The organism is Citrobacter sp. ANG330 (assembly GCF_047467925.1).
In the GTDB taxonomy this organism is placed as follows: Bacteria; Pseudomonadota; Gammaproteobacteria; order Enterobacterales; family Enterobacteriaceae; genus Citrobacter_A; species Citrobacter_A amalonaticus_G.
Genome location: NZ_JASJUI010000008.1, coordinates 127,007 through 151,052, shown reverse-complemented (window position 1 = coordinate 151,052; position 24,046 = coordinate 127,007). Strand labels below are relative to the sequence as shown.

The 24,046-nt window shown below is 52.8% G+C and carries 22 protein-coding genes; 16 read left to right on the top strand and 6 right to left on the bottom strand.

Annotation, left to right across the window (positions count from 1 at the left end; genetic code table 11):
* Nucleotides 1–84: 84 nt before the first annotated feature.
* Both QNN88_RS17490 and QNN88_RS17485 read left to right on the top strand, forming a co-directional pair.
* Entirely contained in the window at nucleotides 85–900 is an 816-nt protein-coding gene (locus QNN88_RS17490) for a Cof-type HAD-IIB family hydrolase (protein ID WP_414241331.1), read from the top strand.
* 147 nt (nucleotides 901–1,047) lie between these two features.
* Entirely contained in the window at nucleotides 1,048–2,310 is a 1,263-nt protein-coding gene (locus tag QNN88_RS17485) for a DUF1479 domain-containing protein (protein WP_414241330.1), read from the top strand.
* Here QNN88_RS17485 and QNN88_RS17480 read toward each other — a convergent pair.
* The gene (locus QNN88_RS17480) at nucleotides 2,307–3,380 is read right to left on the bottom strand and encodes a LacI family DNA-binding transcriptional regulator (RefSeq protein ID WP_414241329.1); all 1,074 of its coding nucleotides are present in this window, start codon (nucleotides 3,378–3,380) and stop codon (nucleotides 2,307–2,309) included. The genes QNN88_RS17485 and QNN88_RS17480 overlap by 4 nt on opposite strands.
* Before the next feature lie 287 nt (nucleotides 3,381–3,667).
* Between QNN88_RS17480 and QNN88_RS17475 the strand changes: the two genes are divergently transcribed.
* Both QNN88_RS17475 and QNN88_RS17470 read left to right on the top strand, forming a co-directional pair.
* On the top strand, nucleotides 3,668–4,969 hold the full coding sequence (locus QNN88_RS17475) for an MFS transporter (protein WP_414241328.1): 1,302 nt from the start codon (nucleotides 3,668–3,670) through the stop codon (nucleotides 4,967–4,969).
* 17 nt (nucleotides 4,970–4,986) lie between these two features.
* On the top strand, nucleotides 4,987–7,350 hold the full coding sequence (locus QNN88_RS17470; RefSeq protein ID WP_414241327.1) for a TIM-barrel domain-containing protein: 2,364 nt from the start codon (nucleotides 4,987–4,989) through the stop codon (nucleotides 7,348–7,350).
* Between the two features lie 81 nt (nucleotides 7,351–7,431).
* On the opposite strand, the gene QNN88_RS17465 is transcribed toward QNN88_RS17470, so the two are convergent.
* Nucleotides 7,432–9,027 (bottom strand): ABC-F family ATPase, encoded by a 1,596-nt coding sequence (locus tag QNN88_RS17465; protein ID WP_061076954.1) that lies wholly within the window; start codon nucleotides 9,025–9,027, stop codon nucleotides 7,432–7,434.
* 217 nt (nucleotides 9,028–9,244) lie between these two features.
* Between QNN88_RS17465 and ldtB the strand changes: the two genes are divergently transcribed.
* The gene (ldtB, locus tag QNN88_RS17460; protein ID WP_142764958.1) at nucleotides 9,245–10,165 is read left to right on the top strand and encodes a L,D-transpeptidase; all 921 of its coding nucleotides are present in this window, start codon (nucleotides 9,245–9,247) and stop codon (nucleotides 10,163–10,165) included.
* A gap of 64 nt (nucleotides 10,166–10,229) precedes the next feature.
* Here the strand turns inward: ldtB and QNN88_RS17455 are convergent, their stop codons facing one another.
* Together QNN88_RS17455 and mntR are read right to left on the bottom strand one after the other, a co-directional pair.
* Nucleotides 10,230–11,339, bottom strand: a complete 1,110-nt coding sequence (locus QNN88_RS17455) for an anion transporter (RefSeq protein ID WP_414241326.1) — start codon at nucleotides 11,337–11,339, stop codon at nucleotides 10,230–10,232.
* Nucleotides 11,336–11,809 carry a manganese-binding transcriptional regulator MntR gene (gene mntR / locus QNN88_RS17450; RefSeq protein ID WP_414241325.1) on the bottom strand — a complete coding sequence of 158 codons (474 nt, stop codon included), beginning with the start codon at nucleotides 11,807–11,809 and terminating at the stop codon, nucleotides 11,336–11,338. Before mntR ends, QNN88_RS17455 begins: the two co-directional genes overlap by 4 nt.
* 185 nt (nucleotides 11,810–11,994) lie before the next feature.
* Here mntR and mntS point away from each other — a divergent pair, with 185 nt between their 5' ends.
* On the top strand, nucleotides 11,995–12,123 hold the full coding sequence (gene mntS / locus QNN88_RS17445; RefSeq protein WP_336218808.1) for a manganase accumulation protein MntS: 129 nt from the start codon (nucleotides 11,995–11,997) through the stop codon (nucleotides 12,121–12,123).
* A gap of 274 nt (nucleotides 12,124–12,397) precedes the next feature.
* Nucleotides 12,398–13,984, top strand: a complete 1,587-nt coding sequence (locus QNN88_RS17440; protein ID WP_414241324.1) for a phosphoethanolamine transferase — start codon at nucleotides 12,398–12,400, stop codon at nucleotides 13,982–13,984.
* A gap of 66 nt (nucleotides 13,985–14,050) precedes the next feature.
* On the opposite strand, the gene ompX is transcribed toward QNN88_RS17440, so the two are convergent.
* On the bottom strand, nucleotides 14,051–14,566 hold the full coding sequence (gene ompX / locus QNN88_RS17435; protein ID WP_414241323.1) for an outer membrane protein OmpX: 516 nt from the start codon (nucleotides 14,564–14,566) through the stop codon (nucleotides 14,051–14,053).
* Between the two features lie 389 nt (nucleotides 14,567–14,955).
* On the opposite strand from ompX, the gene rhtA reads away from it, so the two are divergent.
* From rhtA to ybiO, 6 genes are all read left to right on the top strand, one after another.
* On the top strand, nucleotides 14,956–15,843 hold the full coding sequence (gene rhtA / locus QNN88_RS17430; protein WP_414241322.1) for a threonine/homoserine exporter RhtA: 888 nt from the start codon (nucleotides 14,956–14,958) through the stop codon (nucleotides 15,841–15,843).
* A 309-nt stretch (nucleotides 15,844–16,152) separates the two neighbouring features.
* A complete protein-coding gene (gene dps / locus QNN88_RS17425) occupies nucleotides 16,153–16,656 on the top strand; it encodes a DNA starvation/stationary phase protection protein Dps (protein ID WP_042320427.1) in 504 nt (167 codons plus the stop codon).
* A gap of 364 nt (nucleotides 16,657–17,020) precedes the next feature.
* The gene (glnH, locus tag QNN88_RS17420; RefSeq protein ID WP_043001273.1) at nucleotides 17,021–17,767 is read left to right on the top strand and encodes a glutamine ABC transporter substrate-binding protein GlnH; all 747 of its coding nucleotides are present in this window, start codon (nucleotides 17,021–17,023) and stop codon (nucleotides 17,765–17,767) included.
* An 85-nt stretch (nucleotides 17,768–17,852) separates the two neighbouring features.
* Nucleotides 17,853–18,512 (top strand): glutamine ABC transporter permease GlnP, encoded by a 660-nt coding sequence (gene glnP, locus QNN88_RS17415; protein WP_414241321.1) that lies wholly within the window; start codon nucleotides 17,853–17,855, stop codon nucleotides 18,510–18,512.
* On the top strand, nucleotides 18,509–19,231 hold the full coding sequence (gene glnQ / locus QNN88_RS17410; protein ID WP_414241320.1) for a glutamine ABC transporter ATP-binding protein GlnQ: 723 nt from the start codon (nucleotides 18,509–18,511) through the stop codon (nucleotides 19,229–19,231). Before glnP ends, glnQ begins: the two co-directional genes overlap by 4 nt.
* A 117-nt stretch (nucleotides 19,232–19,348) precedes the next feature.
* Nucleotides 19,349–21,577: a mechanosensitive channel protein gene (gene ybiO / locus QNN88_RS17405; RefSeq protein WP_414241319.1), complete on the top strand. Its 2,229-nt coding sequence runs from the start codon at nucleotides 19,349–19,351 to the stop codon at nucleotides 21,575–21,577.
* Here the strand turns inward: ybiO and rlmF are convergent.
* On the bottom strand, nucleotides 21,574–22,500 hold the full coding sequence (gene rlmF, locus QNN88_RS17400) for a 23S rRNA (adenine(1618)-N(6))-methyltransferase RlmF (protein WP_414241318.1): 927 nt from the start codon (nucleotides 22,498–22,500) through the stop codon (nucleotides 21,574–21,576). The two genes, ybiO and rlmF, sit on opposite strands and share 4 nt — an antisense overlap.
* A gap of 286 nt (nucleotides 22,501–22,786) precedes the next feature.
* Between rlmF and mcbA the strand changes: the two genes are divergently transcribed.
* The 3 genes from mcbA to ybiJ all read left to right on the top strand — a co-directional run bounded on the left by mcbA (nucleotide 22,787) and on the right by ybiJ (nucleotide 23,981).
* Nucleotides 22,787–23,047, top strand: a complete 261-nt coding sequence (gene mcbA / locus QNN88_RS17395; protein ID WP_414241317.1) for a DUF1471 family periplasmic protein McbA — start codon at nucleotides 22,787–22,789, stop codon at nucleotides 23,045–23,047.
* 121 nt (nucleotides 23,048–23,168) lie between these two features.
* The gene (locus QNN88_RS17390) at nucleotides 23,169–23,435 is read left to right on the top strand and encodes a DksA/TraR family C4-type zinc finger protein (RefSeq protein ID WP_414241316.1); all 267 of its coding nucleotides are present in this window, start codon (nucleotides 23,169–23,171) and stop codon (nucleotides 23,433–23,435) included.
* A 285-nt stretch (nucleotides 23,436–23,720) separates the two neighbouring features.
* Nucleotides 23,721–23,981, top strand: a complete 261-nt coding sequence (gene ybiJ / locus QNN88_RS17385; RefSeq protein ID WP_043001280.1) for a DUF1471 family protein YbiJ — start codon at nucleotides 23,721–23,723, stop codon at nucleotides 23,979–23,981.
* Nucleotides 23,982–24,046 lie beyond the last annotated feature (65 nt).

Sequence of the window (24,046 nt, the reverse complement as noted above, 5' to 3'; positions counted from 1 at the left end):
GACTTTCATTCGAAATAAATTTGTGCTTTAGGTCACATTGTTATTAAAATGTTTCTGGTCGCAGTTTTGAGCCAGGAGCTATCTATGACCGTTAAAGTTATCGTCACCGATATGGACGGAACTTTTCTCAATGACGCCAAAAAGTACGATCACGCACGATTTATGGCGCAATACCACGAACTGAAAAAACGAAACATCGAATTTGTCGTCGCCAGCGGTAATCAGTACTTTCAGCTCATCTCTTTCTTCCCCGAACTCAAAGACGAGATCTCGTTCGTGGCCGAAAACGGCGCGCTGGTGTTTGAGCATGGTAAGCAGCTTTTTCACGGCGAACTCACGCGTCACGAATCTCAGGTTGTGATGGGCGAGTTGCTCAAAGATAAACAGCTCAACTTTGTGGCCTGCGGTCTGCAAAGTGCGTACGTCAGTGAAAACGCGCCGGCAGCCTTTGTTGAGTTAATGTCAAAACACTATCATCGCCTGCAACCGGTGAAGGACTATCACGACATTAACGACGTGCTGTTTAAGTTCTCGCTGAACCTGCCAGACGAGCAAATCCCGCTGGTTATCGATCACCTGCATACGGCGCTGGACGGCATTATGAAACCCGTGACCAGCGGTTTCGGCTTTATCGACCTGATCATTCCAGGGCTGCACAAAGCCAATGGCATCAGTCGGTTGCTGAAACGCTGGAACCTTTCGCCGAAAGAGGTCGTGGCGATTGGCGACAGCGGCAACGATGCTGAAATGTTAAAAATGGCGCACTACTCTTTCGCCATGGCGAATGCCACCGACAGCATCAAAGCAATCGCCCGCTTTCAGACGGATGACAATAACCATGACGGCGCGCTGAATGTAATTCAGTCCGTACTGGATAACACTTCGCCTTTTCACGTGTAACCCCATAACCGGGACGTCCTGTTCCGGTTCCTTTTTCTTCTCAACCTGCGCATTCCCTCAAGTTTTAAACTTGCATTAACTTTTTTATAACTTATATTATCATCTGTAATATAAATAAGTTTCGAATGAAATTTATGCGAGGTGGTTATGGCTTTTACCTTCACAAGCGACACATTACCGGTCGATCATAAAGCGGCTATCCGTCAGATGAAGCAGGAACTGCGGGCGCAGCTCGGCGACGTCCAACAAATTTTCAGCCAGATTAGCGATACCATTGCCACCCGCGTGGCGGAAATCAATGCGCTTAAAGCGCAGGGAGCCCCGGTCTGGCCTGAGCTGTCGTATGCTGATATCAGCGCAGGTACAATCACGGCGCAGCAGCGCGAGCAGATTAAACGCCGTGGCTGCGCGGTCATTAAAGGTCACTTCTCTCGTGAACAGGCGCTGTCCTGGGATCAGTCGATGCTGGACTATCTCGATAAAAACCATTTTGACGAGGTGTACAAAGGCCCCGGCGATAACTTTTTTGGCACCCTCACCGCTTCGCGCCCGGAGATCTATCCGATCTACTGGTCGCAGGCGCAAATGCAGGCGCGGCAGAGTGAGGAGATGGCGAACGTACAGTCGTTCCTCAACCGTCTGTGGACCTTTGAAAGCGAGGGCAAGCAGTGGTTTAACCCGGATATCAGCGTGATCTACCCGGACAGGATCCGCCGCCGTCCACCGGGAACCACGTCAAAAGGTCTGGGCGCGCACACTGATTCCGGCGCGCTGGAGCGCTGGCTGCTACCGGCCTATCAGCGCGTATTCGCCAATGTCTTTAACGGTAATCTGGCGAAATACGATCCGTGGCAGGCCGCTCATCGCACTGAGGTGGAAGAATATACCGTGGACAACACCACCAAATGTTCGGTGTTTCGCACCTTCCAGGGCTGGACCGCGCTGTCGGATATGTTGCCCGGTCAGGGTTTACTGCATGTCGTCCCGATTCCGGAAGCGATGGCGTATGTGCTGTTACGTCCTCTGCTGGATGATGTGCCGGAAGATGAACTGTGTGGCGTGGCGCCAGGGCGGGTACTGCCGATATCTGAACAGTGGCATCCCTTGTTGATTGAGGCGCTTACCAGCATTCCACCACTAGAAGCAGGCGATTCCGTCTGGTGGCATTGCGATGTGATTCACTCCGTGGCGCCGGTGGAAAATCAGCAGGGGTGGGGAAATGTGATGTATATTCCCGCCGCCCCGATGTGCGAGAAGAATCTTGCCTATGCGCGCAAAGTGAAAGACGCGCTGGAGAAAGGCGCATCGCCGGACGATTTCCCGCGTGAGGATTACGAAACAAGCTGGGAAGGCCGCTTCACGCCGGGGGATTTGAACCTTCACGGCAAGCGTGCGCTGGGCATGTGTTAACGGTCATACAGGCCTTCTTGTTCAACGGCGGTGCGTCGTTTCCCCTGACGTATCCGCCGGACCGATTCCCGCACCGCAAGCGTACCATTGAGTAACAACGTACTGACTGGCGCATCCGGGCGCACCAGACGATGCTGGAGCATATACACCGCCTCTGTACCTAACTCATCCCGGGGAACATGTACCGCCGTTAAGGGAACATCCTGAATCGAGGCGAGATTGAAACCATCGATACTCATCACCGAGATATCCTGCGGGACACGTAATCCCCGTTTTTGCAGCGCGCTGATCACCCCTGCCGCCATAAAATCTCCCCCGACTAAAAAGGCGGTGGGTAAATCTTGCCCTTTTCTCTCGCCGATCCATTCACTGACCAGTTGTTCTGTCTCTCTGGCGCTAAAGTTTGCGGCGACAAGAAGATGGCGTTTGTCACTGAACTTCAGGTTATTCGACCGCCACGCATCGCGGATCCCAGCTAAGCGTAACTCCATGGTGTATCGACGAAGGCAGAGCACGTTTACCACCTCGCGATGCCCCATTTCAAACAGATAGCCCGCCGCCCGCTCACCGATCGCGCGATGATCGGGCGCCACGACGGGAAGGCGCATTAGCCGATCGCGACAGTTAATCAACAGGCACGGTTTCCCCACATCCACGGCTAAGTCATGGATATGCGGGTCGTCGATCCCCAGCAGAATAGCGGCATGTGTATCCGGCTCGTTCATCCGCGCCAGAAACAATTGCGCATCGCTGTCATGTTCCTCAAGGGCGCAGTAGCGCAGCCGGACTTCGTGCGAGGTTAGCCCTTTGTTCACACTCTGGATCACACGGTAATAAAAGATGTCGGACCGCTCATCAAATGCCCGCTGTGGAGCAAAGACCATCAGGCTATTAAGCAGCAGACGTCCCGCCGCCATCCCCTCCATCACCCCCAGTTCGCGCGCGCATTCCAGCACGAGACGCCTCGCCTTGTCGCTGGTGTTAGCCTTACCTGCCAGCACGCGTGAAACGGTGCTGATCGAGAGCTGCGTTCGGGCGGCAATTTCCGTGATTTTTAACCTTTTATCCATTTTGTGATCTTGCTCCATTTGCCTGATGAAAAAATTTTCACCACTTAACATCGTTGCGCTGACAGGCTTTGAATGAATATTGCCAGACGACAAACTTTCTGTATGAGAAAGTTTGCACAAATTCCACTTCTGACGGCCCGTTTTCTCCCTTAAGGTCAAATTTGTCATACAGCTTCCATACTAGTTGTATAGCAACTTAATCGCTTAACGCAATAAAAACTAAAGCGATCAAACCGTATGACATTCAAAACATTCATCCCCTACCGTCCGTCTTGTGGAGACTGAAAATGAGTCAGGACATCAACAACACTGCAGCGGCAAGCAAACCCCGCCGCATCATAAAAAATCTGCGCTGGTATGTGCTGGTACTTTTTTTACTTGGCGTCACCGTTAACTACATCACCCGAAATTCATTAGGCATTCTGGCACCGGAACTGAAAGAGAGTCTGGGCATCACCACTGAACAATATTCGTGGATCGTCGGTGCATTTCAGATCGCCTACACCATTTTCCAGCCGCTGTGTGGATGGCTGATCGATGTGATTGGTCTGAAGATTGGCTTTATGGTTTGCGCCGGTATCTGGGCGCTGATGTGTATTTTTCATGCCGGTGCCGGAAGCTGGCTGCATCTTGCGATTCTGCGCTTTTTCATGGGTGCTTCAGAAGCGGCTGCCACCCCGGCCAACGCAAAAACGATCGGTGAATGGTTCCCGAAATCAGAACGTCCCGTCGCTGCCGGTTGGGCTGGCGTGGGTTTCTCGATTGGCGCGATGCTCGCGCCGCCTATCATCTACTTCGCGCACGCTTCGTTTGGCTGGCAGGGTGCGTTTATGTTTACCGGCGTGCTGGCGCTGGTGTGGGTCGTCCTGTGGTGGGCGTTCTACCACAACCCTGAACAGCACCCAAATCTGAGTAAAGATGAACTGGCATTTATCAAACAGGATAACGAACCGCCTGCGGTCAAACTGCCCTTCCTCACCGCGCTGAAAACCGTGTCGAAAAATAAGCGTTTCTACGGCATCGCTATTCCAGCCTTTATGGCGGAACCGGCCTGGGCGGTACTGAGCTTCTGGGTGCCGCTGTATCTCGCTAAAGAACACGGCATGGATCTGAAGCAGATTGCGATGTTTGCCTGGCTGCCGTTCCTGGCTGCCGATCTCGGCAGTGTAGCAAGCGGTTATCTGACGCGTCTGTATGCCCGCTGGTTCGGCTGCTCCCGCGTCAACTCAGTGGTGGCAAGCTCTGTGACCGGCGCCTTTCTGATGATCTCGTTGGGGATCGTTGCCATTACCCGCGACCCGTATATCACCATTGTGCTGATCTCCATTGGCGGCTTCGGACATCAGATAATCTCCTGCATGCTGAGCGCGCTCGTTGTGGAGTCGTTCGATAAAGGCCAGATGGCTACTGTCAACGGTATGCGCGGTTCGGCGGCGTGGATCGCCAGCTTCCTGTTCTCCCTTTTGATTGGTGTTACGGCCGACAAAATCGGCTTTAACCCCCTCTTCATCGCCATGGGCTTCTTTGACCTGATTGGCGCTGTTTTCCTGGTGGCATTTATTGCTGAACGTCGCGCCAAGCGCGCCTGATAGTGGATGTATTGCATATGAAAACCCTGAAAAACTGGACCCTTGATAAACAATCGGCCACGCACCTTGAACTGGTGGTGGATAAACAGCACCGTCTGTGTCTTTACGTACTGGAAGAAAATCTCTTCCGCGTGCTGATCAAGCGCAAAGATGAACTGGCGCTGGACCGAACCTGGAGCATCGCACCTGAAAAAGACGTACCGTGGGAAGGCCGACACCGCGACGACATCAGCGGTTTTAGCTGCCCGCACTGGACGCTTTCGCAACAGAACGACACGCTCACCGTGGCAACTGAACAACTGCGCGTCACCGTCCATCAACCGCTGTGGCTGGAGTGGGAATATCGTAACGATGCCGGCGCCTGGCAGTCGCTGGTGAACGATCGCGCCACCAGCGCCTACCTTCTCAACGCCCACGGTGACGGTGTCGCGCATTACCTGAATCGCCGTAAAGATGAACGTTTCTACGGCCTGGGCGAGAAAGCGGGTGATTTACAGCGCAACGGTAAACGCTATGAGATGCGCAATCTGGATGCGATGGGCTACAACGCAGTAAGCACCGACCCGCTGTACAAGCACATCCCGTTCACTATCACCCGCCGCGACGACGTGAGCTACGGTCTGTTTTACGACAACCTGAGCAGCTGCTGGCTGGATTTGGGTAACGAAATCGACAACTACCACACCGCCTATCGTCGCTGGCAGGCGGAAGCGGGCGATATTGATTACTACCTGTTTACCGGCAAACGGGTACTGGACGTCACTAAAGCCTTTGTGCGCCTGACCGGGAAAACGCTGTTCGGGCCGAAGTGGAGCCTGGGCTACAGCGGTTCCACGATGCACTATACCGACGCGCCAGACGCACAAAACCAGTTGATGAACTTTATCCGACTGTGTGAAGAACACGCGATTCCGTGCGACTCGTTCCAGCTCTCGTCGGGGTATACCTCGATTAACGGTAAGCGCTATGTCTTCAACTGGAACTACGACAAAGTCCCACAACCTAAAATGATGAGCCAGGCATTCCACGATGCCGGGCTAAAGCTTGCAGCCAACATCAAGCCCTGTCTGTTGCAGGATCACCCTCGTTATAACGAAGTCGCGGAAAACGGCCTGTTTATTCGTGATTCAGAAACCGATACGCCAGAACGTTCCAGCTTCTGGGATGACGAAGGATCGCACCTCGACTTTACTAACCCGCAGGCCATTCAGTGGTGGCAAAACGGTGTGACGACGCAACTGCTGGAGATGGGCATTGATTCCACCTGGAACGATAACAACGAGTTCGAAGTGTGGGACGGTGAAGCGCGCTGTTACGGCTTTGGCAAGGAAATTGCCATCAAACACATTCGCCCGGTCATGCCGTTGCTGATGATGCGCGCCTCGCTTGAAGCGCAACAGCGTTTTGCCCCGAATAAGCGTCCGTATCTGATCTCTCGTTCGGGTTGCGCGGGAATGCAGCGTTACGTTCAGACATGGAGTGGCGATAACCGCACCCACTGGGACACGCTGCGCTATAACACCCGCATGGGGCTGGGGATGAGTCTTTCCGGGCTGTTCAACGTGGGGCACGATGTCGGCGGATTCTCCGGCGATAAACCCGATGCCGAACTGTTCGTACGTTGGGTACAGAATGGCGTGATGCATCCACGTTTTACCATTCACTCATGGAACGATGACCATACGGTGAACGAGCCGTGGATGTATCCGGGCGTAACGCCAGCCATTCGCAGTGCGATAGCGTTGCGCTATCGACTACTGCCCTACCTCTACACCCTGCTCTGGCAGGCGCATGCCGATGACGAACCGATGCTACGCCCGACGTTCCTCGATCATGAGCATGACCCGCAGACCTTCGAAGAATGCGATGACTTCCTGTTGGGCCGCGACATACTGGTCGCAAGCGTAGTAGAAGCGGGTCAGCGCAAGCGCCGCGTCTGGCTGCCGGATAACGAAACCGGCTGGTACGATTTTTACACCCATGCATGGTTCACTGGCGGTCAGTCGATCGTCCTCGACGCACCGCTGGAAAAACTGCCGCTGCTGGTACGCGCCGGGGCGGCTCTGCCGCTCAGCGAGCGCATTACCCATGTGAGTGCCGAAAAAGACGATACCCGTGAACTGATGCTCTACCCGGTCAACGGTGTCGGAACAACCTCTGGTCTGCTGTTTGAAGATGATGGTGAAAGCTGGGGCTACCAGAACGGCAATGCGCTGTGGGTGGAATGGGAAATGGTGTGCGACGGCGCAACCATCAATCTGAAGGTGGACGCCCGCGGCAATTATCGTCCGGCATGGAAAGCGCTGAAGGTGTCGTTACCGGCAGGAGAAAGACGCAGGCTGTTGGTGAATGGTGTCGAAGGGAGTGAGTGGGTGCTCTAAACAATGCCGGGTGGCGGCGTCGCCTTACCCGGCCTACAACGTTGCTGTAGGCCCGGTAAGCGTAGCGCCACCGGGCTTTTTTTAGTTCTCGATACCTTTACTGCGCAGATAGTCTTCGTAGTTGCCGCTGAAGTCCACTACGCGCTCTGGGGTGATTTCCAGCACGCGGGTCGCCAGCGAGCTCACAAATTCACGGTCGTGAGAAACGAAAATCAGGGTTCCCTGATACATCTCCAGCGCCATGTTAAGCGATTCGATGGATTCCATATCGAGGTGGTTAGTCGGTTCGTCCATGACCAGAATGTTTGGCTTCTGCATCATCAACTTACCGAACAGCATACGACCCTTTTCACCACCCGACAGTACCTTCGCCGGCTTTTTGATGTCGTCCTGGCTGAACAGCAGACGACCGAGGATGCTGCGCACCGCCTGTTCGTCATCGCCTTCCTGCTTCCACTGGCTCATCCAGTCGAAAACCGTCAGATCGTTTTCGAATTCATATTCGTGATCCTGCGCGTAGTAGCCAATGCGCGCATTCTCAGACCATTTCACGGTTCCGCTGTCGGCGTCCAGATCGCCCACCAGCGTTTTCAGCAGCGTCGATTTACCCACGCCGTTGGTCCCCAGTACCGCCAGTTTTTCACCGACTTCCAGCAGCAGATTCACGCCTTTAAACAGCGGACCGTTATCAAAACCTTTGCTGAGCGCTTCCACTTCCAGCGCGTTACGGAACAGTTTCTTATCCTGTTCGAAGCGAATGAACGGGTTCTGACGGCTGGAGGCCTTCACTTCGTCGAGCTTAATTTTATCAATCTGACGGGCGCGAGACGTCGCCTGGCGAGATTTAGAGGCGTTGGCGCTAAAACGGCTGACGAAGGATTGCAGGTCTGCAATCTGTGCTTTTTTCTTGGCGTTATCCGCCAGCAGACGTTCGCGCGCCTGGGTCGCGGCGGTCATGTATTCATCGTAGTTACCCGGATAAATCCGCAGTTCGCCGTAGTCGAGATCCGCCATGTGCGTACACACCATGTTCAGGAAGTGACGGTCGTGCGAAATGATAATCATGGTGCTGTCACGTTCGTTCAGCACCTGCTCCAGCCAGCGAATGGTGTCAATATCCAGGTTGTTGGTCGGTTCGTCGAGCAGCAGAATATCCGGATTGGAAAACAGCGCCTGCGCCAGAAGGACACGCAGTTTCCAGCCGGGAGCAACTTCACTCATCGGACCGTAGTGTTGTTCCACCGGAATACCGACGCCAAGCAGCAGTTCACCGGCGCGCGCTTCAGCAGAGTAACCGTCCATCTCGCCGTATTTCACTTCCAGATCGGCCACTTTGTAACCGTCTTCTTCGCTCATCTCCGGCAGCGCGTAAATGCGATCGCGCTCCTGCTTCACTTCCCACAGTTCACCGTGGCCCATAATGACCGTGTCGAGCACGGTAAATTCTTCAAAGGCGAACTGATCCTGGCGCAGTTTACCGATACGCTCATTGGGATCGAGGGAGACGTTCCCCAGCGTCGGTTCGAGGTCGCCGCCGAGAATTTTCATAAAGGTGGATTTACCGCTACCGTTAGCGCCAATCAGGCCGTAACGATTGCCGCCGCCAAATTTGACGGAAATGTTTTCGAACAGCGGCTTACTGCCGAACTGCATGGTGACGTTGCTGGAAACTAACACGGACGTATCCTAAAGAATATGTGACAAACCGCGTATTATGCCACAAGTCTGAAAGAAGATCGCGCCCTGTAGCGAACGACTACACTGGGGGGACAGGAAAAAAATGTGATTTCGTACACATCTGAATTCCCTGTGAACAGGAATGCACATATAATGCGCTCCCAACACTACAGAATTCTCAACCCAACAGCCTGCCAGGCAATGAATCTCGCATAACATGAATATGAAATTAACAACGTTTTTCGCGGCAGCACTCGCGGTCGTCGGCTTTTGCAGTACCGCATCTGCTGTCACTTATCCCCTGCCAACGGATGGTAGTCGCGTTATTGGTCAGAATCAGGTCATCACCATCCCGGAAGGTAACACGCAGCCGCTGGAGTATTTTGCTGCAGAATACCAGATGGGGCTTTCCAACATGCTGGAAGCCAACCCGGGCGTGGATACCTTCCTGCCGAAAGGCGGCACCGTGCTGAACATTCCGCAGCAGTTGATTCTGCCGGACACAGTGCACGAAGGCATTGTGATTAACAGCGCCGAAATGCGTCTGTATTACTACCCGAAAGGCACCAATACGGTGATCGTCCTGCCGATCGGTATCGGTCAGTTAGGTAAAGACACGCCAATCAACTGGACCACCAAAGTTGAGCGTAAGAAAGCCGGACCGACCTGGACGCCAACCGCCAAAATGCACGCTGAATATCGTGCCGCAGGTGAACCGTTGCCGGCTGTCGTTCCCGCCGGTCCGGATAACCCGATGGGTCTGTACGCGCTGTACATTGGCCGCCTGTACGCCATTCATGGTACTAACGCCAACTTCGGTATCGGCCTGCGCGTAAGCCACGGCTGCGTGCGTCTGCGTAACGAAGACATCAAATTCCTGTTTCAGAATGTGCCTGTCGGGACGCGCGTACAGTTTATCGATGAGCCGGTAAAAGCGACCACTGAGCCTGATGGCAGCCGTTACATCGAAGTTCACAACCCACTGTCGACGACTGAAGCGCAGTTTGAAGGCGGCGAAATCGTACCGATTACGCTTTCGAAGAGCATTCAGAACATCACCAATCAGGCCGATGTTGATCAGAGTATTGTGGAACAAGCGATTCAGAACCGTTCAGGGATGCCGGTTCGTCTGAACTGATACAGATCTGGACAGTAAAAAGGGCGGATGATTTCTCCGCCCTTTTTATTGATTTTGTTCAGGATTATCTCAACAGCAACAGCCCATACCCCACCAACGCCGCCCATATCAGCATCGGCAGCGAGTAAAGATGAAAGCGCCACCAGATACGCCGATCATTCGCCATCCGTAAAGCAATCAGATTCGCCAGCGAGCCCGGCAACAGACCAAATCCACCCACATTCACTGCCCAGGCCAGCAGTACCGTAGGAGGGACATAGTTCAACAACAAAATGGTGCCAGGGACATTACTGATAACCTGCGACAGGCCAATCGCCGTCAGCCACAGGCCAGCCCCGGAAAGCGTGCCGACGTGATTGAACACTCCCTGAAGAACCGGCAACTGCGTGAGTAAATGGACATCAATAAACATCGCCATAAACACCAGCAGCAGCGTCCAGTCCACACTCAGCACCACACGACGCGCCAACAGCAGAAACCCTAGCGCCACCAGCGCCAGCCCCACCAGTTCTTGTTTGAGTTCCAGCGCCGTCAGAAAGACGATGTACAACCCGAGACATCCCCATACCAGTCGCGGCTGCCACTGCGGCGCAGGCGTGCCGGTGTGGTACGACAGTGGCTTATCCGGAAAACAAAACCAGCACATCACCAGCAGCGTCAACATCATCACAACGGCAAGCGGCGCCATCTGGCTGATAAATGCTAAAAATGAGAGGCCGGAACGCCCCCACAACAGAATATTTTGCGGGTTGCCGATCGGCGTCAGCAGTGAACCGGCATTGACGGCCAGTGCTTCAAAGATGATTAGTCGGTTAACCGGTATCGCGCACAACTTCTTCAGGGTGATGGTGAGTGGTACGACGATAAAGAGCGCGACGTCATTAGTCAGAAAGGTCGAGAGCAGCGCTGCCGCCAGGACCATGAACATCGCCAGACGGCGTTCAGTGGCAAACCGGCGGGTCATTTTGCGACCGAGCACATCAAAGTAGCCGCTCAGCTCAACGCCCTTGGTCAGCAGCATCAAACCACTCAGCGTGATAATGGTATGCCAGTCAATGGCACCGGGCCAGGTCCGGGGCGTGAACGGCACCCACAGACTCAACGCTACACCCACGATAATCAGTAGCTGAAAAAAACGGTCGCGTTTCAGCGCCCGTAAAAAAGGCAGATTCATTCTGATGATGTTCCGTGCTGCTCGGTAAACAGACGAAATGCGTCCAGCGTCTCCTGACTCACGTGATGTTCCATTCCCTCGGCATCGCGACGAGCAATCTCTGCGCTCACCCCCAGCACCAGCAGAAAGTTCTCGACAATCTGATGACGTTCGCGGCTCTCCTGCGCCAGCTTCTCCCCTTCCGGGGTTAAGAAAACACCGCGCCAGGGAATCATTTCGATCAGTCCTACCGAGGCCAGACGCTTGAGCATCTTGGCCACCGTCGGCTGAGACACGCCAAGCCGGGCCGCCATATCCACCTGACGCGCTTCGCCGACCTCGATAATCAGGTCAGAAATCAACTCAACATAGTCGTCAATCAGTTCACGACGATGCGCCTCTCGAACCTGACGAAACCCTTCGACGTGCTCCTCAACATTCACTAACTGCGTCACTTTTTTTGTTGTTGGCATACCTGCGCGACGACTCATTCTGCTTCCTCATTCCTGTGACGCATTAACCGCATCTAATTAGAGAACGGCCATTGTAAACCAGAGTTGCTTCGGCACAAAAAATTAACGTTTTAGCAATAGCTATATAATATAGCCTGTGCTATATCTGTATGTAATGCAGTCATCCCTCACGGATCGAGGGACCAGAAAGTCAGGAGGTCAATATGAACGAGTTCAAGAGGTGTATGCGCGTGTTTAGTCATTCTCCCTTTAAAGTCCGGTTAATGCTGCTCTCGATGCTGTGCGACATGATCAACAGCAAACCCGGGCAGGATAAACCCTCAGAAAAATAACGCGGCGTCGCGGTACGCCGCTTCATCTGGCTGTCATCTACGGCCGTTACACTTCTGTTTTTGTCAAAATAACCCTTCTTTTGTCGGATTTGCTAACCCCTTCGCAAAACAATTTCTTTCTGCCAGTTGACCTTCACATTCACACGCTCTATCTTCTTGCAGCCCTGCCTAACTTGCGGCTCGCAGATGCGGACCTCTCCCTCTTCACGCACTCTCAGCAGGTAATGACCCTTGGCGCCAGGGTAAGCACATGGCGTTTTTATGATAGTGGCATATGAATTTAACCCTCAAAGACTCGCTTCTTGCCCGCAGCCGGACTCTTAGCCCGTGGACTGGCTTTTATGTTTTGCAGTCCCTGCTGATCAACCTGGCGCTGGGCTATCCGTTTAGTCTGCTCTATACCGCTGCCTTTACCTGCATTTTGCTGTTGCTCTGGCGTACTGCGCCGAAAGTACAAAAGGTGCTGATCGGCGTGTGTTCGCTTGTCGCTGCCTGTTACTTTCCTTTCGGCCAGGCCTACGGATCGCCAAACTTTAATACGCTGCTGGCACTTCACTCGACCAATATGGAAGAGTCCACGGAAATCCTGACGATTTTCCCCTGGTACAGCTATCTGGTGGGGGTGTTTATCTTTGCACTTGGCGTCATTGCCGTGCGTCGCAAACCTGAAGTCGAGAGAAAACGCTGGAACAGGTATGACAGCCTGTGTCTGCTGTTCAGCGTGGTCGCTTTTTTTGTCGCCCCCGTGCAGAACCTGGCCTGGGGCGGCGTGTTTAAACTAAAGGACACGGGCTACCCGGTGTTCCGTTTCGCCAAAGACGTCATCGTCAATAACAATGAAGTGATTGACGAGCAGGAGCGCATGGCGAAGTTCGCCAGCATGAAAGACACCTGGACCGTCACCGCCGTGAAGCCGAAATATCACACCTACGTGGTGGTGATCGGTGAAAGCGCGCGTCGTGATGCGCTGGGGGCGTTTGGCGGTCACTGGGATAACACCCCGTTTGCCAGCAGCGTTAACGGCTACCTGTTTGCCGATTACGTCGCGGCCAGCGGGTCAACGCAAAAATCGCTCGGGCTGACCCTAAACCGGGTCGTTGATGATAAGCCGCAGTATCAGGATAATTTTGTCACGCTGGCAAACCGCGCCGGTTTCCAGACCTGGTGGTTCTCGAATCAGGGACAGATTGGCGAATATGACACCGCCATCGCCAGTATCGCAAAGCGGGCTGATGAAGTGCATTTTCTCAAAAGCGGCGACTTCGAGGCGGACAAAAACACCCAGGACGAAGCGTTATTAAAAATGACCGCGCAAGTGCTGGCAACAGAACGTACCCAGCCGCAGCTGATTGTTCTGCATCTGATGGGGTCTCATCCGCAGGCTTGTGACCGCACAAAAGGGAAGTACGACACGTTCGTCCAGTCGAAAGAAACCTCCTGCTATCTCTATACCATGACCCAGACCGATGACCTGCTGCGAAAACTGTACGATCAGCTTCGCAACAGCGGCGGCAGTTTCTCTATGGTGTACTTCTCCGATCACGGTCTTGCCTTTAAAGAGCGCGGGAAGGAAGTGCAATATCTGGCGCACGACGACCAGTTCCAGCAAAACTTCCAGGTTCCATTTATGGTGCTTTCCAGTGATGATAAAGCGCATAAGATAGTCAAAGCGCGGCGTTCCGCTAATGACTTCCTCGGCTTCTTCTCGCAGTGGACAGGCATTAGCGCAAAAGAGATTAAGATGAAGTACCGGTTTATCTCTGAACAGAAAGCCGGGCCGGTGTACATCACTAACTTCAAATTACAGAAAGTGGATTACACCCACCTCGGAACCGACATTTTTAGCACAAAATCGCGCTAAGCCGCCGCTAACAGCAGGCAAAAAAAATCCGCCTCATGAGGCGGATTTTTTATATCACGAAAGTGATTAGAAGCGGTAACCGACGCCGGCAATCCAGGTGCCAACATCAACGCTACGAATACGGCTCTGCTCGTAAGAGAAGTCCAGCGCAACGTTTTCGATCGGGTTGAACTGCAGACCGGCACCATAAGAGAAACCGTAGTCGCTGGTGTCATCTTTGTAGCCAGGGTAGTTAGTCTGCTGGAATTTACCGTAACCCACACCAACAACACCGTAGATGCTGGCCCAGTCGTTCAGACGGTAAGCCGGACCCGCAGTGATGCCGTAGTACTGAGATTTGTTGTAATCGCCTGCACTGTTAGTACGATCTTTTTCAGTGTAAGTGAAGGAACCAATTACGCCCAGCGGGTTGTTGTCCTGCTCATAGCGATACTTCAGGTTGAAACCGTTCATTTTGTTCGCTACGCCCTGAGCATCGCTCTGAGCATAACCACCCGTAACGGTAGAAGTCGCAGCAACAGCGGAACCTGCGGAGATAGCCAGAACAGCGGCCAGTGCTGAAAGACATGCAATTTTTTTCATAACCACCTCAAATGTGCTTCAAATAAGTCCTAAGTTTTAAATATATCAAAAATTGATGAGAAACTCTTTACGATTAGCGATGTCTAAGGGGCCATTTCGTGTAACAGAACATTTCCACAAACCGCTATCCCTTTCAAATAACATCACTTTTCTGGATTTTCGCCCCATTATTACGCGCATAACAAAGGGTATTCATCCAGATTATTCCTAATTTGCCAGCATATTAATCCATCAATCTGCCGCCATTTTACGGCTTTCCAGAAATTTTTTTTCAACGAAGACTCAACCGTAGATGGTTATTTCCATTACACTGCCTCTTTTACTTTTCTATACATAAATCAGGCAAATTGCTGGTTGCCGTATATTTACAGTCATTGTCAGGAGAACGGATGCCCGGGTCGTCACGTAAAACACCAGTTTGGTTACCCATTTTAGTACTGCTTATCGCCATGTGCTCGATCCAGAGCGGCGCATCGCTGGCAAAATCACTGTTCCCGCTGGTCGGCGCGCCTGGTGTAACGGCCCTCCGCCTGGCCCTGGGTACGCTGATCCTTATTGTTTTCTTTAAACCCTGGCGTCTGCGTTTTGTCAAAGAGCAGCGCCTGCCGCTACTCTTTTACGGTTTGTCGCTGGGAGGAATGAACTACCTCTTTTATTTGTCTATTCAGACGATCCCGTTGGGGATCGCTGTTGCGCTGGAATTCACCGGACCACTGGCGGTCGCCCTGTTCTCCTCTCGACGCCCCGTTGATTTTATCTGGGTGGTGCTGGCCGTTCTGGGACTCTGGTTCCTGCTGCCATTGGGCCAGGATGTTTCGCATGTCGACCTGTTCGGTGCCGCTATGGCGCTTGGCGCAGGCGCCTGTTGGGCAATTTACATTCTTAGCGGCCAGCGCGCCGGCGCTGAGCACGGCCCGGCCACTGTCGCGGTAGGCTCGCTGATTGCCGCCCTGGTTTTCGTTCCGCTTGGGGTGGCGCAGGCCGGAGAAGCACTCTGGCACTGGTCGGTGATTCCGCTGGGGCTGGCAGTTGCGGTGCTGTCAACAGCGCTGCCCTACTCGCTGGAAATGATTGCCTTAACCCGTTTGCCTACGCGCACCTTTGGTACGCTGATGAGTATGGAACCGGCCCTGGCTGCGGTAGCAGGCATTCTGTTTCTGGGTGAAACGCTCACGTTTGTCCAGTTGCTGGCACTCGGTGCGATTATTGCCGCCTCGATGGGATCGACACTGACGATTCGACGCGAGAGCAAAATAAAAGAGATTGATGTAAATTAATTTTACATTTCTGCATGGTTTGCATAATCATGCAGAATATCTTTCCGCGATTCTTCGCGTATTTTCCTGATATTTATCCTCCACTCATCTCCCGCAGACTGACTATTTATTCTTACTCTCCTGTCACAGTGAAAATAGTCATACCCCAATCATTTACAATCGCAACCACCTGAATAGTAATGCAATTAAATACTGATGTTGTTAACTGCTATTAAAGCGATAGGCAGGGCCAGAAAAGCAGGAATGATAACCGGTGCTATACTGAATCTCGTAAATTACCGGGACATAACATCAAGAGGATATGAAATTATGAGTACCGCTAAATTGGTAAAAACAAAAGCGTCCAATCTGCTTTATACCCGTAACGATGTCTCCGACAGCGATAAGAAAGCAACAGTTGAGTTGCTGAATCGTCAGGTGATCCAGTTCATCGACCTGTCGCTGATCACCAAGCAGGCCCACTGGAACATGCGCGGTGCGAATTTTATTGCCGTTCATGAGATGCTGGATGGCTTCCGTACTGCCCTGACCGATCATCTCGACACCATGGCAGAGCGTGCCGTACAACTGGGTGGCGTCGCCCTGGGGACCACGCAGGTTATTAACAGCAAAACGCCGCTGAAAAGCTATCCGCTGGATATCCATACCGTCCAGGATCACCTGAAAGAGTTGGCAGACCGTTATGCTGTCGTGGCTAACGACGTTCGTAAAGCCATCAGCGAAGCGAAAGATGAAGATACTGCAGATATTTTTACCGCTGCTTCTCGCGATCTCGACAAATTCCTGTGGTTTATCGAATCTAACATCGAATAATCGCATTATAAGTATTCCCTCTATAACCCTCGCCACGGCGGGGGTTTTGCACTTTTATGGTGCGCCACATCGTCACACACCCGCTGTAAAGTAAAATATTTGTAATAATCACCTCACACAATCGTTAATGAAAGATTGTTTTATCAACGATCTTTGCGCTAAATAGGCAGACTGTTCACGCATCCTCCGGGCTGCACTAAAACAGCGCCCCAATATGGTGCAAAAAGGGAGCTTTGCTCCGCTAACGATGCAAAAAAGTATAAAACCCTCGTGTTAAAACAATGGGTTGCAAAACTGGCACGATTCTTTCATTACACTGATTGTTCTCGCAGGGGATCGCCCCGTGGATAAAAAAGGAAATGCTATGAAGTCTGTATTAAAAGTTTCACTGGCAGCACTTGCCCTGGCTTTTGCGGTGTCTTCTCATGCCGCGGATAAGAAACTGGTTGTCGCAACCGACACCGCGTTCGTACCGTTTGAATTTAAACAGGGCGACAAATACGTTGGCTTTGATGTGGACCTGTGGGCCGCCGTAGCAAAAGAACTAAAGCTGGATTATGAACTGAAACCGATGGATTTCAGCGGCATTATCCCGGCACTGCAAACTAAAAACGTTGACCTGGCATTAGCAGGCATCACCATTACTGACGAGCGCAAAAAAGCGATCGACTTCTCTGACGGTTACTACAAAAGCGGCCTGTTAGTGATGGTGAAAACCAACAACAACGACGTAAAAAGCGTAAAAGATCTGGACGGTAAAGTGGTTGCCGTGAAGAGCGGTACGGGCTCCGTGGATTACGCGAAAGCCAACATTAAAACCAAAGATCTGCGTCAGTTCCCGAACATCGATAACGCCTACATGGAACTGGGCACCAACCGCGCTGATGCGGTTTTGCACGATACGCCGAACATCCTGTACTTCATCAAAACCGCTGGCAATGGCCAGTTCAAAGCGGTGGGTGAATCACTGGAAGCGCAGCAGTACGGTATCGCCTTCCCGAAAGGCAGCGACGAGCTGCGTGAGAAAGTGAATGGCGCACTGAAAACGCTGCGTGACAACGGTACCTATAACGAAATCTACAAAAAATGGTTCGGTACTGAACCTAAATAATAATGGCTTTGCCTTCAAATGTTGCCCGGAGGCGCTAAGCGTACCGGGCATTTGATTTTTTTCACCACGGTAACAGGAACAACATATGCAGTTTGACTGGAGCGCCATCTGGCCCGCCATTCCGATCCTGCTTCAGGGTGCCAAAATGACCCTGTGGATCTCCATCCTCGGTCTGGCTGGCGGTATTATCATCGGCTTGCTGGCGGGCTTAGCCCGTACCTACGGCGGATGGATCGCCAATCACGTCTCTCTCGTTTTTATCGAAGTTATTCGCGGTACGCCGATCGTCGTTCAGGTGATGTACATCTATTTCGCCCTGCCGATGGCCTTCCCGGACTTGCGCATCGACACCTTCAGCGCCGCGGTCATTACGATCATGATTAACTCCGGCGCCTATATCGCGGAGATCACCCGTGGTTCGGTCCTGTCTATCCATAAAGGGTTTAGCGAAGCTGGCCTCGCGCTGGGGCTTTCCCGTCGCGAAACCATCTTTCATGTGATTATGCCGCTCGCGCTGCGTCGTATGCTGCCTTCGCTCGGTAACCAGTTAATCATCAGTATCAAAGATACGTCGCTGTTTATCGTCATCGGGGCGGCGGAGCTGACCCGTAGCGGTCAGGAGATTATTGCCGGTAACTTCCGCGCCCTGGAAATCTGGACTGCGGTAGGGGTTATCTATCTCATCATCACGCAAGTCCTGAACATTGTGCTTCGTAGTCTGGAAAGAAGGATGAAAATCCTGTGATTGAATTTAAAAACGTCTCAAAGCATTTTGGCCCGACCCAGGTGCTGCATAACATTGATCTGAGCATTAAGCAGGGTGAAGTGGTGGTCATTATTGGGCCATCGGGTTCCGGTAAATCCACGCTGTTGCGCTGCATTAATAAACTCGAAGAGATCACCTCCGGCGATCTCTTCGTTGATGGGCTAAAGGTCAACGATCCGAAAGTAGATGAACGTCTGATCCGTCAGGAAGCCGGAATGGTGTTCCAGCAGTTTTATCTCTTCCCGCACCTGACAGCGCTGGAAAACGTTATGTTCGGTCCACTGCGCGTGCGTGGAACGAAGAAAGACGCGGCTGAAAAACAGGCGAAGGAGCTGCTGGCCAAAGTGGGCCTGGCCGAGCGCTCCCATCACTACCCTTCTGAACTTTCTGGCGGTCAACAGCAGCGTGTCGCCATCGCCCGTGCCCTGGCGGTAAAACCGAAGATGATGTTGTTTGATGAGCCAACTTCGGCACTCGATCCAGAACTGCGTCATGAGGTGTTGAAAGTCATGCAGGATCTGGCAGAAGAAGGGATGACGATGGTCATCGTTACGCACGAAATCGGCTTTGCCGAAAAGGTCGCCTCACGCCTGATCTTCATCGACAAGGGCCGTATTGCCGAGGACGGTAATCCGCAAACCCTGATTGAAAACCCGCCCAGTCAGCGTTTGCAGGAGTTCTTGCAGCACGTTTCCTGACGGCCCATCTCCCTTCCGCCTGGAAGGGAGGTTTCTCTACGACTCTTCCCATTTCGAATCGCCGCTCCCCCAGCAACTATACTTATCTTTTTGTTCTGTTTTCTCACTGGAGGAGTCATGCGGTGGATCCTGTTCATCCTCTTTTGCCTGCTGGGCGCACCCGCCCAGGCGGTGACCATTCCTGGCGTCACAACCGGTACAGACGCCAACGCGCAAACGGCCCCTGCGCCAGAACCAGACGTAGAGCAAAAGAAAGCCGCCTACGGTGCGCTGGCCGACGTACTGGAAAATGAGACCTCGCGCAAGGAGCTGATTGATCAGCTGCGTACCGTCGCGGCTACACCGCCGCCGGAGCCGGTGCCAAAAATCACTCCACCGGTGGTCGTTGAAGAAAAAACGGTGCTGGAAAACGTTACCGATCTCAGCCGCCACTACGGCGAAGCACTCTCCAACCGCTTCGCACAACTCTATCGCAACATTACCGACGCCCCGCACAAACCCTTTAACAGCCAGACCTTCAATAATGCTCTCAGTCACTTTCTGATGCTGGCCGCCGCGGTATTCGGTTTCTACTGGTTGATCCGTCTGTGCGCGCTGCCGCTGTATCGTAAAATGGGCAACTGGGCGCGAAAGAAGAACCGCGAGCGTAGCAACTGGGTCCAGCTACCGGCCATGATCGTTGGCGCGTTTATTATCGACCTGTTGTTGCTGGCGCTAACCCTGTTTGTCGGCCAGATGTTGAGCGACAGGCTAAACGCCGGCAGTCGTACTATTGCGTTTCAGCAAGGACTGTTCCTGAATGCCTTTGCGCTAATCGAATTCTTCAAAGCCATTCTGCGGCTGATCTTTTGTCCGAACGTGGCTGAACTACGGCCTTTTACCATTCAGGATACCAGCGCCCGTTACTGGAACCGGCGACTAAGCTCGCTCAGCAGTCTGATTGGCTATGGCCTGATTGTCGCTGTTCCGATTATCTCTAATCAGGTGAGCGTGCAGGTCGGCGCGATGGCCAACGTGATTATCATGCTGTGTATCACGCTGTGGGCGCTGTATTTGATTTTTCGTAACAAGAAGGAAATTACCCAGCACCTGTTGAATCTGGCAGAACGGTCGCTGGCCTTTTTCAGTCTGTTTATCCGTGCCTTTGCGCTGGTCTGGCACTGGCTGGCAAGCGCCTATTTCATCGTCCTGTTTTTCTTCTCGCTGTTCGACCCCGGCAACAGCCTGAAATTTATGATGGGTGCGACGGTACGCAGTCTGGCGATCATCGGCATTGCCGCCTTCGTTTCCGGGATGCTCACCCGCTGGATAGCCAAAACCATTACCCTCTCCCCGCATACACAGCGCAATTACCCTGAACTGCAAAAACGACTTAACGGTTGGCTCTCTACCGCCCTGAACGTGGCGCGGATCCTGACGGTGTGCGTCGCCATCATGTTGCTGTTAAACGCCTGGGGACTGTTTGATTTCTGGAACTGGCTGCATAACGGAGCCGGAGAGAAGACGGTTGATATTCTGATCCGCATCGTGCTTATCCTGTTCTTCTCGGCGGTGGGCTGGACGCTACTTGCCAGCCTGATCGAAAACCGGCTGGCCTCCGATATCCATGGACGTCCCCTGCCCAGTGCGCGAACCCGCACACTGCTGACGCTGTTTCGCAACGCGCTGGCGGTGATTATCAGCACCATCACCATTATGATTGTGCTTTCGGAAATTGGCGTTAACATCGCGCCACTGCTGGCCGGAGCCGGGGCGCTGGGGCTGGCTATTTCCTTTGGCGCGCAAACGCTGGTAAAAGATATTATTACCGGGGTTTTTATTCAGTTCGAAAATGGCATGAATACCGGGGATCTGGTCACCATCGGGCCATTAACCGGTACGGTAGAGCGCATGTCGATTCGCTCCGTTGGCGTACGCCAGGACACCGGGGCGTACCATATTATTCCGTGGTCATCTATCACCACTTTCGCCAACTTTGTCCGCGGCATTGGCTCGGTGGTTGCCAATTACGATGTGGATCGTCATGAAGATGCCGATAAGGCCAATCAGGCGCTGAAAGAAGCGGTCGCTGCGGTAATGGAAATGGAGGACGTTCGTGGGCTGATTATTGGTGAGCCGTCGTTTGCCGGAATTGTCGGATTAACCAATACGGCATTTACGCTGCGGGTATCGTTTACCACACTGCCGCTGAAGCAGTGGACGGTCCGCTTCGCGCTGGACAGCCAGGTGAAGAAACATTTCGACCTGGCGGGCGTGCGTCCACCGGTGCAGACCTGGCAGATGCTGCCCAGCGCGCCAGTGGCAGCCACACCATCATCGCAGCCACCCGGCGAACCCACGCTCTAACGTTTACGCGTGCTAAAACGGCGGCGCTGGTCGTCGTCCATAAAGGTCCAGGCAATAAAGCGGCTCTGCTTTTGCCCCTGGGCCATCTCTTTTTTCACTACCTTAACCGCGCCTGCGTCAGTCAGCGCACGATAGAGCGGCGGCAGGTTTTCACCGCGGGACACCAGTGTAGTAAACCACATCACCTGACGGCCGAAAGCCTGGCTTTCAGCAATCATCGTTTTGATGAACGCCACTTCACCACCTTCACACCATAATTCCTGCTGCTGACCGCCAAAGTTCAACGCATCGTCTTTGCTCTGCCCAAGGTTGCGGCGCTTACGCTCGCTTCCGGCCCGTGCAGACTCAGCAGAGTCGTGGAACGGCGGGTTGCACAACGTCGCATCATATTGCTCATTCTTGTGAATGATGCCGTTAAAGACAGCCGTAGGAGTTTTCTGCCGACGCAGGCGAATCGCACGCGTCAGGCCCGGATTGGCGTTGATGATGGCCTGCGCGCTGGCTAACGCCTGCTCATGCGTCTCACTGCCCGTGAAGCGCCAGCCATACTCATGTACGCCAATCAGCGGATAAATACAGTTCGCGCCGACACCAACATCCAGGATCGTGGCTTGAGTCGGCACACTTCCCGTTGTCCCGGCAAGCAGATCGGCCAGATGGTGGATGTAATCGGCACGCCCAGGAACCGGCGGACACAAAAACCCTTCAGGAATATCCCAGTTGGCCACCCCATAGAAATGCGCAAGCAGCGCCTTGTTCAGCGCCTTTACGGCCAGCGGATTGGCAAAATCGACGCTTTGCTCGCCGGCGGGGGTCAGGACGAGATACTGCGCCAGCTCAGGCGTGCCTTTGCAGAGCATGGCAAGATCGTAGCGACTGTGATGACGGTTGCGCGGGTGTAAGCCCGGTTTCTGGGGGGACATAGCATTCTCCTGTTAACAGCGGCGTAAGATACCCGCATAACGCAACGCGGTAAACCAGGTTAATGTGAAACCCCCGCTTCGCGATGGCTTATCAGCGTACGAAACAGGGCGAAGAAACACAAATCATCCAAAATTCAGTGATATGCATGTCATTGTTTTGTCAACATTCGTCAATATTTTTCGTTCAAATTTTAAGCAGAACATCATCAATTTTTTACGTCATTCTTGCCGCACTACCGACCTAAACTTATCTGGCACGACACATTGTTTCACTAAGGAGCGCATCATGAAAAAATGCCTCGCATTACTCGTCGCCACCACGCTTGCCGGTGTGGCATTTGCGGCATCAGCAGCACAACCTCTCAGTAGCCCCGATACCGGACAGCTTCGCGCGTCAGGGACTGTCTCTGCCACTGGCGCAACCAACCTGAGTGAGCTGGAGGATAAACTGGCGGAAAAAGCGCAAGAACAAGGCGCGAAAGGTTTTGTGGTTAATTCTGCAGGCGGTAAGAACCAGATGTACGGTACAGCCACTATTTACAAGTAACCTTTCCTACGACCTGCCCGATAGCACTCCGCTTATCGGGCAATGCTCCCTTGACTGAGCAATTTTTGACCCCATCATTGACTATAATGATCTCTTGCATAAGCGTGAGGAGAATAGTGCTATGGCTTCGGGTTGGGCAAATGATGACGCGGTGAACGAACAGATCAACAGTACAATTGAAGATGCTGTCGCCCGTGCACGAGGTGAAATTCCGCGCGGTGATAGCCTGTATGAATGTGAAGAGTGCGGCGATCCGATCCCCGAGGCGCGCCGACAGGCGGTGCCTGGCGTAAGATTATGCCTCAGTTGCCAGCAGGAGAAAGATTCACAAAACACTTTGCACACAGGATATAATCGCAGAGGTTCAAAAGACAGCCAGCTACGTTGACTTCTCTTTACGTAAAGTCAAAGAACATGCCGTTTCGCTTACGCTCACGATAAATTGCATTCTGCGTAGCAAAATGTGCCGTTCACTGTTCAACTGTAAAGCGAACCGCGAAGAACCGTAAATTCACCTCCTGAATTAATTAATAATCAATAAGTTATTTGTCATTCAATTTATTTGATGAATGTTGTCAATTCTCTTCGATTTTATCTCTCAGCAAAAAGCGTGATACTCATCACATCGACGGAACATCGTCTTCCTTACTAAATCACCTGCGAGAGATTAACAATGAAAACTATCAAATATGCTGTTGCCGCTGTTGCCCTGTCTACTCTGTCTTTTGGCGTTTTCGCTGCCGAACCTGTTACGGCTGCTCAGGCGCAAAGCATGAATAAAATCGGTGTGGTCTCTGCAGAAGGTGCAACCACGCTTGATGGACTGGAAGCAAAACTGGCTGAGAAAGCCGCTGCTGCTGGTGCGAGTGGTTACAGCATCACCTCTGCCAACAACAACAACAAAATGAGCGGTACTGCTGTTATCTACAAATAAGTTTTATCCCGTCTGCTGCCAACAGACACCCTGCTCCAACCCTCATTGAACCTGAATTACCCTTG

Coding starts and splice junctions, on each gene's coding strand:
- QNN88_RS17390 (WP_414241316.1), top strand. CDS start 23,169: ATGGCTTCGGGTTGGGCAAATGATGACGCGGTGAACGAACAGATCAAC.
- QNN88_RS17485 (WP_414241330.1), top strand. CDS start 1,048: ATGGCTTTTACCTTCACAAGCGACACATTACCGGTCGATCATAAAGCG.
- QNN88_RS17480 (WP_414241329.1), bottom strand. CDS start 3,380: ATGGATAAAAGGTTAAAAATCACGGAAATTGCCGCCCGAACGCAGCTC.
- rhtA (WP_414241322.1), top strand. CDS start 14,956: ATGCCCGGGTCGTCACGTAAAACACCAGTTTGGTTACCCATTTTAGTA.
- ybiO (WP_414241319.1), top strand. CDS start 19,349: ATGCGGTGGATCCTGTTCATCCTCTTTTGCCTGCTGGGCGCACCCGCC.
- ldtB (WP_142764958.1), top strand. CDS start 9,245: ATGAATATGAAATTAACAACGTTTTTCGCGGCAGCACTCGCGGTCGTC.
- rlmF (WP_414241318.1), bottom strand. CDS start 22,500: ATGTCCCCCCAGAAACCGGGCTTACACCCGCGCAACCGTCATCACAGT.
- glnP (WP_414241321.1), top strand. CDS start 17,853: ATGCAGTTTGACTGGAGCGCCATCTGGCCCGCCATTCCGATCCTGCTT.
- mcbA (WP_414241317.1), top strand. CDS start 22,787: ATGAAAAAATGCCTCGCATTACTCGTCGCCACCACGCTTGCCGGTGTG.
- QNN88_RS17470 (WP_414241327.1), top strand. CDS start 4,987: ATGAAAACCCTGAAAAACTGGACCCTTGATAAACAATCGGCCACGCAC.
- mntR (WP_414241325.1), bottom strand. CDS start 11,809: ATGAGTCGTCGCGCAGGTATGCCAACAACAAAAAAAGTGACGCAGTTA.
- QNN88_RS17455 (WP_414241326.1), bottom strand. CDS start 11,339: ATGAATCTGCCTTTTTTACGGGCGCTGAAACGCGACCGTTTTTTTCAG.
- mntS (WP_336218808.1), top strand. CDS start 11,995: ATGAACGAGTTCAAGAGGTGTATGCGCGTGTTTAGTCATTCTCCCTTT.
- ompX (WP_414241323.1), bottom strand. CDS start 14,566: ATGAAAAAAATTGCATGTCTTTCAGCACTGGCCGCTGTTCTGGCTATC.
- QNN88_RS17490 (WP_414241331.1), top strand. CDS start 85: ATGACCGTTAAAGTTATCGTCACCGATATGGACGGAACTTTTCTCAAT.
- QNN88_RS17475 (WP_414241328.1), top strand. CDS start 3,668: ATGAGTCAGGACATCAACAACACTGCAGCGGCAAGCAAACCCCGCCGC.
- ybiJ (WP_043001280.1), top strand. CDS start 23,721: ATGAAAACTATCAAATATGCTGTTGCCGCTGTTGCCCTGTCTACTCTG.
- dps (WP_042320427.1), top strand. CDS start 16,153: ATGAGTACCGCTAAATTGGTAAAAACAAAAGCGTCCAATCTGCTTTAT.
- QNN88_RS17440 (WP_414241324.1), top strand. CDS start 12,398: ATGAATTTAACCCTCAAAGACTCGCTTCTTGCCCGCAGCCGGACTCTT.
- glnH (WP_043001273.1), top strand. CDS start 17,021: ATGAAGTCTGTATTAAAAGTTTCACTGGCAGCACTTGCCCTGGCTTTT.